The sequence below is a fragment of the Promicromonospora sp. MEB111 genome (assembly GCF_030209445.1).
Taxonomy (GTDB): domain Bacteria; phylum Actinomycetota; class Actinomycetes; order Actinomycetales; family Cellulomonadaceae; genus Promicromonospora.
The window spans coordinates 83,718-97,195 of the sequence record NZ_JARVSD010000021.1; the positions used below are offsets into that span (position 1 = coordinate 83,718).

Here is a 13,478-nt window from a genome sequence, read left to right on the forward strand (position 1 = left end):
TGCCGGCCGGGTGACCCGGCGGAGGGCATGGACAGCGCTTTCCCGGCGTCGTATCGTTTCAATCCCATCCACCCGACGTCGACGACGACCGAAGGAGCTCTCCACCGATGCCCGAGCCGACCACTGAGCCGACCACCGAGCCGATCACCGGTCCGACCCAAGAGCCTGTGCCGCCGTCGGGCCCGCTGCCCGAGGGGCGCCGCCGCTACGCGGTGGTGGGGACGGGGCACCGTGCGTCCATGTACGTCGACGCCCTGATCGGCACCCACGCGCCCGACGGCGAGATCGTCGCCTGGGTCGAGCCCAACCCCGTGCGCGCAGCGGCCTACGAGGCGCGCGTCGCCGCCGCGTTCGGCGGCGTCCGCCCCGTGTACGGGCCGGACGACCTGGAGAAGGCGATCGCGGAGCAGTCCGTCGACCGCGTGATCGTCACGTCGATCGACCGCACGCACGGCGACCTCGTCACCCGCGCCCTGCGGGCCGGCGCCGACGTCGTCGTGGAGAAGCCCATCGCCGCGCACCCCGACCAGGCCCGGCAGATCGTGGACGCCGTGGCCGAGACGGGCCGCGACCTGGTCACGACGTTCAACTACCGCTACTCGCCCCGCAACAGCGCATTGCGCGAGGTGATCGCGAGCGGCGAGATCGGGCGCGTGCTGTCGGTCCACTTCGACTGGGCTCTCGACACCGTGCACGGCGCCGACTACTTCCGCCGCTGGCACCGCGAGAAGGTGAACAACGGCGGCCTGCTGGTGCACAAGTCGAGCCACCACTTCGACCTGGTCAACTGGTGGATCGACGGCGTGCCGCAGCGTGTCTTCGCCACGGGCGGCCGGCGCTTCTACGGCGACGACGGCGCGCACGAGTCCGGCTACGAGCCCACGGCCGGCGAGCGCGCCCTGAACGAGCGTGGCATCGACCCGTGGCAGCTCTCCGTGGAGGACAACGAGTGGCTGTCCACCCTCTACGGGCCCGAGGCCCAGGCGGTCGACGGTTACGTGCGCAACCGCTCGGTGTTCGACGCGGGCATCACCACCGAGGACACGCTCGGTCTCGTCGTCGAGTACGAGGGCGGCGCGCTGCTGACCTACTCGCTCACCGCGCACGCGCCCTGGGAGGGCTACCGCGTGGTGGTCAACGGCACGCGCGGCCGGGCGGAGCTGGAGGTCACCGAGCGCGGGTCGGTGGAGTTCGGCGACAAGGCCGCGATCCTCGACCCGAGCGCGACCGAGGTGTTCGAGGAGGACCTGGTACGGCCCATCGGCGAGCGGCTCGTGGTGCAGCGGCACTGGGAGCGCGCCGAGGAGCGGCCGATCGTGCGCGGTGGCGGCGGGCACGGCGGCGGTGACGCGCTGCTGCTGGCCGACGTCTTCAGGCCGTCGTCCGAGCCCGACCCGCTGGCCCGCGCGGCCGGCTACGTCGACGGCGTCCGGGCGTCGTCGGTCGGCTACGCGGGCAACCGCTCGCTGGAGACGGGCGCCCCGGTCCCGGTCAAGGACCTGAACCTGGGCATCTGACCCGACGGCCGGGTCCAGTTCTACCTGGGTGACCTCTCCGCGACCGTAGCCCTCCCCTTCGAGACCTAAGTTTCTTCGCTTTGGGCCGCCCCAAAGCGAAGAAACTTAGGTCTCGAAGGAGAGGCCCTCCGCCGGGGAGGCCGTCAGACCAGCAGCGCGCCGATCACCACGAGCACCGGCACGCACAGCGCCGTCGTCCAGACGGTCGCGCGCGCCGCGACGCCGTCGAACACGCCGTACCGCGTCGCGTAGGTCGTGACGTTCACGGCCGTGGGCAGCGCGGCCATCGTCACCACGAGGGCGAGGGCCGGCGCGTCCAGCCCCACCGCCGACCCGAGGGCCCACGCCGCCAGCGGGTGCAGCAGGTTGCGCACCAGCACCGCGATCGTGATCACCCAGCCCACCAGCCGGCGGCCCCGCCCGGCGGTCACGCCGAGGTCGGCGTCCGCGGCCGGCATCGGCACGGCGAGCGTCATCCCGAACGTGAGCAGGCCCAGCGGCGGCGCCGCGGCGCCGATCAGGTCGAAGGGGAGCAGCACGACGTCGGGCAGCCGTGCGCCGGTCAGCTCGGCCACCACCGCGACGAGCAGGCCCGCGACCGTGCCGAGCGTGATCGGGTTCCGGAACGCCGCGAGGAACACCTGCCCCATCGACCGCCAGCCCGACCGGGCGGGTGTCCCGCCGTCGGCGGACGCCGTCGCCCGGTCGAGCACGGAGAGCGTCAGCGGCGCCAGCACCAGGAGCTGGAACAGCAGCGTGGGCACCACGGCGAGGGCGTCGTCGAAGAGGTAGACCGCCAGAGGGATCCCGATGTTGCCGCCGTTCACGTAGACGGCGGCGAGCGTCGTGACGGCGGCGGGGCCCGCGGGCAGGCGCAGGAGCCAGCGCGCCGCCGCGGCCGTGGCCAGGCCGAGCACCGCCGTCGTCGCCCAGGTGACCGCGGCGCCGCGCGAGAGCACGTGCGCCAGGTCCGTCGAGGCGAGGGTGCTGAACATCAGCGCCGGCGCGCAGATCGTGAACGACAGCGTCGCCAGGGTCTGCCGGGCGCCCGCCCCGCCGTCACCCGCCCCGCCGTCACCCGCCCCGTCGCGGGCGATCCCGCGGGGGAGTCCGCGGCCGGCCAGCAGGCCGGTCCGCTGGATCACCCAGCCGAGGGCGACCACGCAGGCCATGGAACCGATGGCAGTCAGGACGGGCAGCACCCGAGCACCATGTCACGCTCTCCGGATCTACCTCGCGAGCGTCCACGGGGCACCGAGCTCCGTGAACGTGCGCTGCTCGCGCGCGGCGCGCTCGCACCACGCGGCGACGTCGCGCACCACCGGGTGCCGCGCGTCGCCCTCGGGATTCCCCTGCCCGACGCCGCCCGGCGCGCCCGGCCCCGGCACGCCCGGCCCCGGCACGCCCGGCCCCGGCGCGCCCGGCCCGCCCGCGACCGGCGCGACGCCGTCCACCCAGTCCACGAACGCGTCGTCCACGGGCGCCGGGTCCGGCGCGGTGCGCACGGCCTCGAGCACCCGCATGAACGCGCCGGTGTCCCGCACGTCGCACAGGAGCCGCTCGCCCTCGCCCGCCCGCACGCGCAGCAGGTTCTCCAGCAGACCGGTGCGTTCGTACCGCTTCTCGGCGACCACGCGCCCGGTGCGCAGCCGCACCAGGTCGTGCTCGTACCCGAGCTCGATCTCGCCCTCGGTGCCCTGCACGATCACGCGCGCCGGGGTGCGCTCCGCCGCGCACAGTGTGAGGCCGAACCCGTAGCGGGTCCCGTCGGTGCCGACGGCGCGCAGGGACGAGGTGTCGTCGGCCTCGATCGGGTTGGCCCGCCACAGGTCCGTCTTCACGTACGCGAGGTCCGCGGCGGTCCGGGCGCCGCCCACCCACAGGGCGGTCGCCACGGCGTGCGCCAGCGGGTTGGTCACCACGCCGTCGACCACCGCGCGGTCGCCCATGCGTCGCCGCCCCGCCCACGGCGAGCGCGCCCAGTAGGCCGCGGTCCGCACCCAGGTGCCGACGGCGCCGATGCCGGTCACCTGCCCCACCTCGCCGCGCGCGACCATGTCGGCGACGGCGGGCAGCGCGTGCGACCCGAAGGTCTGGAACCCGACCTGGCACAGCCGCCCGGTCCGCTCGGCGACGGCGACGAGCTCGGCGTGCTCCGCGAGCGACGCGGTGGTCGGCTTCTCCAGCAGCACGTCGATCCCCGCCTCCAGCGCGGCGCGCGCGAGCGGCAGGTGCGTGTGGATGGGCGTCGAGAGCACCACGACGTCGGGCAGTGCGCCGGCGCCGGCCGAGAGCAGGTCGCCCAGGCTCGAGAACCACGGGGCCGGTGCGATGTCAGGCTCCCGCGGGTCGACGACGGCGCTCAGCCGCGCCAGGCCGCGCGCCTCCAGGTCCGCGACCGCCCGCAGGTGCGAGCCGCCGTGGCCGTGGATGCCGACCACGGCCACCTGGGGCAGGCTCACCGCCGGCCGCCGTCGGTCAGGTCGGCGGCCAGCGCCTCGGCCGCGGCGGCCGTGAGCTCCGTGTCCAGCAGCACGGCCACGAGGTCGAGCTGCACGGAACCGCCGTCGGGCACGAGCAAGGGCGCGTCCCAGGCCAGGGCCGGGCAGGCGCCGGGGTACTCGGCGGAACGCAGGAACCACGGCCGCACCTGGCCCGGCTGCACCAGCAGGAGGGTCGTGGACCGGCCGCCCTGCTGCTGCACGAACGCCACCCAGGGCGACGTGCTGCCGTGCGCCCGGTTCTCGCCCGCGCCCGCCGCCGACAGGACCGTGGTGCTCTCGGCGATCGGCAGGCGCCAGAACAGGCCGCCGTACCCGGCGCCCGGCCGGCCGTTCGTGGCGGGCGAGCGGATCTCCAGCGGGCCGTGGTCGGCGTGCAGCGTGGAGCGCCAGTCGAGCACCCAGCCGGGGGCGGCGTCGGACCCGGGCGCCAGGGGGAGCAGGCGCGCCGAGACGCGGCGCTCCTCGCGGAGCTGCGGCTCGCCGTGCTCGTCGGACCACAGCACGTCCTCGACCAGGGTCTCGCCGGCCGTACCCACAGCGCCGAGAGCGCCGGGAACACCCGGCTCCACGTGGATCCCCGACGAGGTCTGCCGCCCGTGGTTCTTCAGGAGCGTGGGGCCCACGTCCTCGATGAAGGTGCGGCCGCCCCAGTGGCTGGTGCCGTTCACGTCGGGCACCGCGATGCCCACGCCGTAGTGGTGGCGGTGGTCCACGGGGCTCACGTCGGTGAGCGGCACCCCCGCCAGCGTGTGCACGGGGTGCAGGTAGGGCCGGCGGGCGTGCACCTTGGGCATCCGGTCGCCCGCGTCGCGCCGCACCAGCTCCAGCCCGTCACCGCAGGTCAGCACGACGGCGTCGGCGGAAGGATCGGCGGGTACGGACCAGACCGGCGTGGCGGTCGGGGGCACGGTGGGCACCTCCTCCGGCTGCCCGACAGCGAGGTCGTCGTCCGTGATGTGCACCCGTTCCGGGCCCTGGGGCACGGGTCCGGTGCTCCCGCGCACCTCCAGGCTGGGTGTGAACCGTGCAGAGCGTGCGGGGTGGGCGTCGTCGTCGATCACGGCGTGCAGCTCCCTCCAGGCGTGGCGGCCGAGCTCGGCCTGCGGCACCGCGACCGTCGTCAGCGCGGGTGTGGCGTAGCGGGACAGTTCGATGTCGTCGAAACCGGCCACCGAGATGTCGGCGGGCACGGCCACCCCGGCCTCGTTCAGCCCTGCGAGCAGGCCGAACGCGACGAGGTCGTTGAAGGCCACCGCCGCGGTGGCGCGGGTGGCGAGGACGGCGGCCGCGGCGGCGTGGCCCGCCTGGATGTCCGGTCCGGCGGGCAGGTCGAGGATCTCGAGGTCGGCGTGCCGCTGCCGGGCGCGGGCCAGGCCGGCTCGCCGCAGCTCGTCGGACGCGCTGCGCACGGGTCCGCCCAGGTAGACCAGGCGGCGGTGGCCGAGCGCCACGAGGTGCTCCACCACCTGGACGGCGGCGTCCTCGTAGTCCACGACCAGGCTCGGTGCCGTCCCGCCGGTCTCCCGGTTGACCAGCACCACGGGCTCGACGTCCGCGATGAGCGCGCTGAGCTCGGCGTCCCCGATGCGGGGCGACACGAGCACCAGGGCGTCGCACCGCATGCGCGCCTCGAGCGCGATGGCGCCCTCCTGCTGGTCGTCCTCGACCGTGTCCGCGACGAGCACGCGGTACCCGTCCTCGGCGGCGCCGTCCATGACGCCGCGCAGGATCTGCTGGAACACGGGGTTGCCGAGGTCCGGCACCACCAGCGCCACGGTCTGCGTGCGGCCGAGCGCGAGGCTGCGAGCCGCGTTGCTCGGCCGGTAGCTGAGCTCCGCGGCGACGCCGCGCACGCGCTCGGCGATGGCGGCGTCGACCGTGCTGCGCCCGTTCATCACGCGGGACACCGTCGCCCGGGAGACCCCGGCCGCCGCCGCGACGTCCCCGATCGTGGCGACCGCACGGCGCTGACCTGCGCCTCGAACGCTGCCGCTGCCCATGTGCTCTCCGTCCGTGACCTTGTCCGACCGGATGGCGCGTGGCGCGCGCCCTCGTCGGCGTGGCCCCCCGCGTTACCGGTTTCCCGATGTGACCGTACACCATGGGAAACCGGTTCCTCATGTGGTACGTTCCTCCACCAGAGACCGGTTTCTCACCGACGAGCCGGGGATCGACGACGATCCGGAGGACAACGCGATGCGCCACCCGAACCGCGAGCCCGGACCCTGGCGGTCCGAGCCCCCGCCCGCCCTGACGGGGCCCGACCGCGCGGGGGTGAACCCATGTCAGTGATCCAGGAGCTCTCGCGCGGCAAGCAGGCCGGCGCCGTCCGCAAGAAGGGCGACGGGCGCTGGGCGCTGCTGTTCCTCGCGCCGTGGTTCGTGGGCCTCGCGCTCATCACGGCGGGACCCATGGGGGCGTCGCTCTACCTGTCCTTCACGGACTACGACCTGCTCTCCGCACCCGAGTGGGTGGGCCTGGAGAACTACACGCGGATGTTCGACGACCCGCGGTTCCTCCAGTCCCTCGGCGTCACGTTCACCTACGTGTTCGTCTCGGTGCCGCTGCAGCTCGCCGCGGCCCTGGGCCTGGCGCTGCTGCTCGACAAGGGCATGCGCGGGCTCGCCCTGTACCGCTCGGTGTACTACCTGCCCTCCCTGCTCGGCGGGTCGGTGGCCATCGCGATCCTGTGGCGCCAGATCTTCGGCGCGGACGGCCTGGTCAACCAGGTCCTGGCGCTCTTCGGGATCCAGGGCCAGGGCTGGGTCTCGCACCCGGACTACGCGCTCGGCACCCTGATGGCGCTGAACGTCTGGACGTTCGGCGCGCCCATGGTGATCTTCCTGGCCGGCCTGCGGCAGATCCCGCAGATGTACTACGAGGCGGCCGCGATCGACGGCGCCTCCCGGTGGCGGCAGTTCCGCAGCATCACCGTGCCGCTGCTCACGCCGATCATCTTCTTCAACCTCGTGCTGCAGCTCATCGAGGCGTTCCAGTCGTTCACGCGGGCGTTCGTCGTCAGCGGCGGCAACGGCGGCCCGTCCGACTCCACGCTGCTCTACACGCTCTACCTCTACCTCAAGGGGTTCGGCTCGCTCGACATGGGCTACGCCTCGGCCATGGCCTGGTTCCTGCTGCTGATCATCGGCGGCATGACGGTCGTCAACTTCCTCGCCTCCAAGTACTGGGTCTTCTACGATGACTGACGCCTCGACGACCGCACAGACCACGACGCCGACGGCGGTGCGCCCGCCGTCCGACACCGCCTCCGGCACCCGGCGTGCCGGGCCGGGCGACCGCCGTCCGACCGCCGTCCGTCCCCACGGCCGGCGCGTACGGGCCCGGGTGGGGAGCGTGCTCAAGCACGCGGGTCTCATCGCCTTCGGGTTCGTGATGCTGTACCCGCTGCTCTGGATGCTGGCCAGCTCGTTCAAGCCGAACGCGCTGATCTTCCGCGAGCCGGGGCTCATCCCCACCGACATCGACCTGTCCAACTACACGGACGGGTGGAACGCCCTGCTGCACCCGTTCAGCCACTACCTGATCAACTCGGCGCTGGTGGTGCTCGGGTCGCTGCTCGGCAACCTGCTGTCCTGCTCCCTGGCGGCGTACGCGTTCGCTCGGCTGGAGTTCCGGGGCAAGCGGCTGTGGTTCGCGGTCATGCTGATGTCGATCATGCTGCCGATCCACGTGGTGATCGTGCCGCAGTACGTGCTGTTCTCCCAGCTCGAGTGGATCAACACGTTCCTGCCGCTGATCGTGCCCAAGCTGCTCGCGACGGACGCGTTCTTCATCTTCCTGATGGTCCAGTTCTTCCGGGGCATCCCCCGCGAGCTGGACGAGGCGGCGACCCTCGACGGCTGCAACCACCTGCGGATCTACCTGCAGATCATGCTGCCGCTGTCCATGCCGGCCCTCGCCACCACCGCGATCTTCACGTTCATCTGGACGTGGAACGACTTCTTCAGCCAGCTGATCTTCCTGACGCGGCCGGAGATGTACACCGTGCCGATCGCGCTGCGCACCTTTGTCGACTCCACGGGCGAGAGCTCGTGGGGCTCGCTGTTCGCGATGTCGATCGTCTCCCTGATCCCCGTCTTCATCGCCTTCCTGTTCGGACAGAAGTACCTGGTCAAGGGCATTGCGACCACCGGGATCAAGTAGCTCCACCCGCGATGCGACAACGACGTCAACGTCACCGAAGGAGAAATACATGAGCACCACCGGCAACCCACGTCCCACGAGGCGCGGCAAGCGGCTCGCCGGCTCGGCCGCGGGCATCGCGGCCGTGGCCCTGACCCTCGCGGCCTGCGGCGGCGGCGACTCGGGCATCGGCGGGGGCGGCGACGACGCCCCCGCCGCCGCAGAGGAGTGCCCCTGCGAGATCCGCTTCTCGTGGTGGGGCTCGGACAGCCGCCACGAGTCGACGCAGCAGATCATCGAGGCGTTCGAGGCGGAGAACCCGGACATCACCGTGGTCCCCGACTTCACCGACTGGGACGGCTACTGGGACAAGCTCGCCACCTCGGTGGCCGCGGGCGACACCCCGGACGTCATCACCCAGGAGGAGCGCTACATCTCCGACTACTCGACCAAGAACGTGCTCGCCGACCTGGGCACGCTCGACATCGACACGTCCAAGGTGGACGACGGCGTGCTGGCCGGCGGCCAGATCGAGGGGACCCAGTACGGCATCCCGACCGGCATCAACGCCTACGCGCTCGTCGCCGACCCGGAGCTCTTCGCCGACGCCGGCGTCGACGTCCCGGACGACACCACCTGGACGTGGGAGGACTACGTCACCACGGCGAACGCCGTCGCGAAGGGGGCCGGCGACGGCGTCTGGGGCACGCAGGACTACGGCTTCAACGAGGCCGGCCTCAACGTGATGGCCCGCCAGCGCGGCGAGACCCTGTTCACGGCCGACGGTGAGCTCGGCGTCTCCGAGGAGACCGTCGCCGACTTCTTCCAGGTCTCCCTCGACCTCGTCGAGGGCGGTGGCCAGCCCGACGCCGCCCGCACCGTCGAGTACCAGGCGGCCGGCCCCGAGGGCGGTCTGCTCGGCACCAACAAGGGCGCCATGGGCGTCTGGTGGACCAACCAGCTCGGCGCGCTGTCCGACTCGTCGGGCCACGAGCTCGAGCTGCTGCGGCTCCCGGGCGAGTCGGAGGGCGAGCGGACCGGCATGTACTACAAGCCGGCGATGTTCTACTCCGTCTCCGCGGACACGGAGTACCCGGAGTCGTCCGCGAAGTTCGTGGACTTCCTGCTGAACTCCGAGGAGGCGGCCAAGATCATGCTGACCGACCGCGGCCTCCCGGCGAACACCGACGTGCGCGAGGCGATCCTGGGTGACCTGTCGCCCACCGACCAGAAGGTCGCCGACTTCATGGCGGACATCGAGGACGAGATCGTCGACAACCCGGCGGTCCCGCCGCACGGCAGCGCCGAGCTCGCCGACATCATGGAGCGCATCAACACGGAGGTCCTCTTCGAGCGCATCACCCCGGAAGAGGCCGCCACCCAGCTCATCGATGAGATCAACGCGGCGATCGCCAACTGACCCACGACGTGTCAGACGTACAGGTCACCCGGGTGACCTGTACGTCTGACACGTTCTGGGGCTGGGTAGGATGAAACGGTTCAGAGGAGAGGTGCCACAGGTGTCACAAGATCTGCTCGTGTTGCGGAAGGGCGACGACGTCGCCGTCGCCACGCGGGACCTGGGCCCGGGCGACGCCGCCGCGGTTCCCGGGAGCGGCCCGCTCGCCGTCCGGCAGCCGGTGCCGCGCGGGCACAAGATCGCCCTCCGCCCCGTGTCGGCAGGCGGCCAGGTGCGCAAGTACGGGCAGGTCATCGGGGTCGCCACCACGGACATCGTCCCCGGCGACCACGTGCACTCCCACAACCTCGGGTTCGAGGAGGGCGAGCGGGACACGCCCCTGGGCGGCACGCACCACGAGCTCCCGGTGCCCGACGACGAGCCCCGGCCCACCTTCCGCGGTTTCCGCCGGGCCGACGGCCGGGTCGGCACCCGCAACTTCGTCGCCATCCTGACCAGCGTGAACTGCTCGGCCTCGACGGCCAAGATGATCGCCGACCAGTTCCGCGGCGCCGCGCTGGACGAGTTCGAGAACGTGGACGGCGTCATCGCCCTGACGCACACCTCGGGCTGCGGGCTGGTCCCGGACTCCGAGGGCGGGCAGATCCTGCTGCGCACCCTGCGGGGCTACGCCGCGCACCCGAACGTCGCGGGCCTGCTGGTGCTCGGGCTGGGCTGCGAGATGGTGCCGGGCGCGGCGCTGTCGGCCCGCTCGGGCCAGGTCGCCGACCTCGGCATGCCCGGCATCGGCGCCCCCGACGAGACCCGGTCCGGGCTGCTGGCCGCCATCGCCGACGACACCGTGGTGCGGAGCCTGACCATCCAGGAGGCCGGCGGTGTGCGGGCCTCGGTGCGGGCCGGCGTCGCCGCTGTCCGCGAGATGCTGCCGCTGGTCGACGCGCGCGAGCGCGTCGAGTGCGACGTGTCCGAGCTGGTGCTCGCGCTGAACTGCGGCGGGTCGGACGGCTACTCCGGCATCACGGCCAACCCGGCCCTCGGCTGGGCTTCCGACCGCCTGGTCGCGTACGGCGCCACGTCGGTGCTGGCCGAGACGCCCGAGGTCTACGGGGCGGAGCACCTGCTCACCGCGCGGGCCGCCGAGCCGGCGGTCGCCAAGAAGCTGCTGGACCGCATCGACTGGTGGCGCGACTACGTCAGGGCCGGCGGCGGCACGCTCGACAACAACCCGTCGCCGGGCAACAAGGCCGGCGGGCTCACGACGATCCTGGAGAAGTCCCTCGGGGCGGTCGCCAAGGGCGGCCAGGCCGACCTGGGCGCCGTCTACGAGTACGCCGAGCCCATCACGGAGCGCGGGTTCGGCTTCATGGACACCCCCGGCTACGACCCGGTCTCCGTGACCGGCCTGGTCGCGGGCGGTGCCAACGTGGTCGTCTTCACCACGGGCCGCGGTTCGGTCTTCGGGTGCCGCCCCACGCCGTCGATCAAGGTGGCGACCAACACGCCGATGTACTCGGTGATGTCCGAGGACATGGACGTCAACGCGGGCGTGATCGTGGACGGCACCGCGACCGTGGCCGAGGTGGGCCGGCAGATCTTCGACCGGATCCTCGCGGTGGCCTCGGGGGAGCAGACGGTCAGCGAGGAGCTGGAGATCGGCGCCGAGGAGTTCATCCCCTGGCACATGGGCGCCGTCACCTGACCTTCCCCAGACGTGTCAGACGCTCAGGTCACCCGGGTGACCTGAGCGTCTGACACGTGCGGGGTGGGTTACGGGTAGCTCACCACCTTCGCCGGGATCGTCTCCGTGCCTGCCGCGCGCGGGCCGACGCCGTTGATGACGTGCTCGTACGTGCCCACCCCGCCGAGCGACACGGTGAGCAGCGAGTGCATCCGCACGCCCGGAGCGACCGGCACCTCGAAGCCGTTGTCCGAGGTGATCGACGCGTCCGACGTGAACACGCAGTACGAGCCCAGACCCCAGGCCTCGTGCTGCGTCACGCCGTCCGCGACCTTGTACGCCGCCCAGCCCCGGACGCCGTCGTGGTTCCACGCCGCCTGGTTCGGCGGGTCGTACGGCAGCTCGTTCTGGTAGAAGATCGTGCGGCCGCGCTCCCCGGTCCACAGGGTGTTGTACTCCTGGTAGTGCTCCACGAAGAGCCCGTACCCGTCCACGTCGTCGCCGGTCACCACCAGGCCGTTGCGGGCGGTGTTCACGTCCCAGCCCACACCGTCGCCGTGGTCGCCGCGCCACGACCAGATGTGGTCCACGATCGTGTCGTCGGCGTTCACGACGATCGCCTGGTCCACCCGCCCGGCGTGCGCGCCGCCCACGCGGACGAACACGTCGTGCAGCGAGATCGGGTCGTCGGCGTGGTCCGCCGTCGACCCCGCGGTGCCCACGGTGAGCATCGACGGCGACTCGGCCGCGCCGGCGTCGAACAGCACGCCTGCCACACGGACGCCGTCCACGTCGCCCACGCGCATCGCCGTCTGCCCGGCCGTCGGTACGATCGTGGCGTACCCGAGCCCGAGCACGACGGTGTCGGCGCGGTCCACCTCGATCGTCCCCGTCGTCTCGTAGATGCCGGGCGTGAGCAGCAGGTTCAGGCCCTGGTCGAGCGCCTGGTTGATCCGCGCGGCGGAGTCGCCGGGGCGCGCCACGTAGAAGTCGTCCAGCGGGATCGAGGTGCCCGACGTCGTCCCGCCGTCCCACGTCGCGCCGCGCGTGCCCGACCGGGCCGACGGCACGAACACCGCGTAGTCGTCCCCGTCGAGGTACAGGTACGGCTTCTCGCGGATGACGCCCGTGGTGTCCAGGGTGGTCACCGCGGGTTCGGGGAACGACGTCGGCGGGGCGTTCTCGACGCCGGAGAACACCATGTTCCACAGCGTCCCGGCCCAGCCGCCCGTCAGCGTCGAGTCGCGGGTGTACCACTGCTGCTGGGTCCAGGCGCGGACCTGGCCGTCGACCACGGAGTCGGCGATGTAGCCGCCCGAGGCCCAGCCGTACCGCGACGAGTGCAGCATGAGGTTGCCCTTGACGTGCACGCGGCGCATGGGCGCGGCCTGGGAGACCGCCCACCGCATGTCGCCGCCCGACGGCGTGACCGCCAGGTTCTCGACGGACCGCCAGAAGTTCTGCGTGGCGTTGCCCTCGAACCACTCCGCGTCGGCCCAGACGCCGCCGGTGATGTTCACGTCGTCCGGCCTCGTCCCCAGGCCGGAGATCGAGGTGTGGAAACCGGCGTTGACGTGCACCGGGTAGGTGCCCGGCTCGAAGAGGAACTGGTGCCGCCCGTCGCCGAACTGGTCCGCCTCCTGCTGGTCGTAGACGGCGTCCACGGCCGCCTGGACCTGTGCGGCCGGCGTGTCCGGGCCGAAGACGTGCACGTTCGGCCCGAGGTCACCGCCGCCGGGGATCGGGTCGCCGGGCACGGTGCCGCCGTCACCGGTGAACACCTTCAGCTCCCAGAGCGAGTAGCCGTACCCGGTGCCGCGCTCCGTGCCGGTGAGCCGCACGTACCGGCCCGACCCCGCCACGTCGAGGGACTGGTTGCCGCCGGTCCCGTCCGTGACGGTCTTCAGCGTGCGCCACGTGGTGCCGTCGTCGGAGGCCTCGATCCGGAAGTCCCGGCCGTACGCGGTCTCCCAGGCGAGCTCGACGCGGCACAGGTCCTGGACCGAGCCGAGGTCCACGCGGATCCACTGCGGGTCGGCGGCCGCGCTGCTCCAGCGGGTGCCGGGGTCGCCGTCCACGGCTGACGCCGCGCCGAACGGCCCCTCGGTCGACGATGCCGTCGCCGGTCGCCCGAGGGCCGCGTTGGTGGTGCCGCAGGCGGCGGCCGCCGCGCGGTCCGGGCCGGACGCGAGGCCCGGCGCGGGCCGCGCCGGGAC

9 protein-coding genes are annotated in these 13,478 nt (G+C 72.7%); 5 read left to right on the forward strand and 4 right to left on the reverse strand.

What is annotated here, in order from left to right; genetic code table 11:
• The first annotated feature begins 107 nt into the window (after positions 1 to 107).
• Positions 108 to 1,517 (forward strand): Gfo/Idh/MocA family protein, encoded by a 1,410-nt coding sequence (locus QRN56_RS23935; protein WP_285107515.1) that lies wholly within the window; start codon positions 108 to 110, stop codon positions 1,515 to 1,517.
• 143 nt (positions 1,518 to 1,660) lie between these two features.
• Here the strand turns inward: QRN56_RS23935 and QRN56_RS23940 are convergent, their stop codons facing one another.
• Genes QRN56_RS23940 through QRN56_RS23950 form a run of 3 tightly spaced genes read right to left on the reverse strand, consistent with a single transcriptional unit; the run spans position 1,661 to position 6,021 of the window.
• On the reverse strand, positions 1,661 to 2,719 hold the full coding sequence (locus tag QRN56_RS23940; protein WP_285107517.1) for an AEC family transporter: 1,059 nt from the start codon (positions 2,717 to 2,719) through the stop codon (positions 1,661 to 1,663).
• Between the two features lie 27 nt (positions 2,720 to 2,746).
• A complete protein-coding gene (locus tag QRN56_RS23945; protein ID WP_285107519.1) occupies positions 2,747 to 3,979 on the reverse strand; it encodes a Gfo/Idh/MocA family protein in 1,233 nt (410 codons plus the stop codon).
• Positions 3,976 to 6,021 carry a DUF6807 family protein gene (locus tag QRN56_RS23950; RefSeq protein WP_285107521.1) on the reverse strand — a complete coding sequence of 682 codons (2,046 nt, stop codon included), beginning with the start codon at positions 6,019 to 6,021 and terminating at the stop codon, positions 3,976 to 3,978. Before QRN56_RS23950 ends, QRN56_RS23945 begins: the two co-directional genes overlap by 4 nt.
• Positions 6,022 to 6,303: 282 nt before the next feature.
• Between QRN56_RS23950 and QRN56_RS23955 the strand changes: the two genes are divergently transcribed.
• The 4 genes from QRN56_RS23955 to QRN56_RS23970 all read left to right on the forward strand — a co-directional run bounded on the left by QRN56_RS23955 (position 6,304) and on the right by QRN56_RS23970 (position 11,283).
• Positions 6,304 to 7,227, forward strand: coding sequence for a carbohydrate ABC transporter permease (locus tag QRN56_RS23955; protein ID WP_285107523.1), 924 nt, complete (start codon positions 6,304 to 6,306; stop codon positions 7,225 to 7,227).
• Positions 7,220 to 8,185 carry a carbohydrate ABC transporter permease gene (locus QRN56_RS23960; RefSeq protein ID WP_285107524.1) on the forward strand — a complete coding sequence of 322 codons (966 nt, stop codon included), beginning with the start codon at positions 7,220 to 7,222 and terminating at the stop codon, positions 8,183 to 8,185. Before QRN56_RS23955 ends, QRN56_RS23960 begins: the two co-directional genes overlap by 8 nt.
• 49 nt (positions 8,186 to 8,234) lie before the next feature.
• Positions 8,235 to 9,584: an ABC transporter substrate-binding protein gene (locus tag QRN56_RS23965; protein ID WP_285107526.1), complete on the forward strand. Its 1,350-nt coding sequence runs from the start codon at positions 8,235 to 8,237 to the stop codon at positions 9,582 to 9,584.
• Between the two features lie 70 nt (positions 9,585 to 9,654).
• The gene (locus tag QRN56_RS23970; RefSeq protein WP_285107528.1) at positions 9,655 to 11,283 is read left to right on the forward strand and encodes a UxaA family hydrolase; all 1,629 of its coding nucleotides are present in this window, start codon (positions 9,655 to 9,657) and stop codon (positions 11,281 to 11,283) included.
• 68 nt (positions 11,284 to 11,351) lie between these two features.
• Here the strand turns inward: QRN56_RS23970 and QRN56_RS23975 are convergent.
• The coding region (locus tag QRN56_RS23975; protein ID WP_285107530.1) for a discoidin domain-containing protein at positions 11,352 to 13,478 on the reverse strand (2,127 nt) is incomplete at its 5' end.

What these genes read in the sequence shown, in the direction of transcription:
- QRN56_RS23950 (WP_285107521.1), bottom strand. Translation starts at nt 6,021, where the DNA reads ATGGGCAGCGGCAGCGTTCGAGGCGCAGGTCAGCGCCGTGCGGTCGCC.
- QRN56_RS23970 (WP_285107528.1), top strand. Translation starts at nt 9,655, where the DNA reads ATGAAACGGTTCAGAGGAGAGGTGCCACAGGTGTCACAAGATCTGCTC.
- QRN56_RS23960 (WP_285107524.1), top strand. Translation starts at nt 7,220, where the DNA reads ATGACTGACGCCTCGACGACCGCACAGACCACGACGCCGACGGCGGTG.
- QRN56_RS23935 (WP_285107515.1), top strand. Translation starts at nt 108, where the DNA reads ATGCCCGAGCCGACCACTGAGCCGACCACCGAGCCGATCACCGGTCCG.
- QRN56_RS23965 (WP_285107526.1), top strand. Translation starts at nt 8,235, where the DNA reads ATGAGCACCACCGGCAACCCACGTCCCACGAGGCGCGGCAAGCGGCTC.
- QRN56_RS23955 (WP_285107523.1), top strand. Translation starts at nt 6,304, where the DNA reads ATGTCAGTGATCCAGGAGCTCTCGCGCGGCAAGCAGGCCGGCGCCGTC.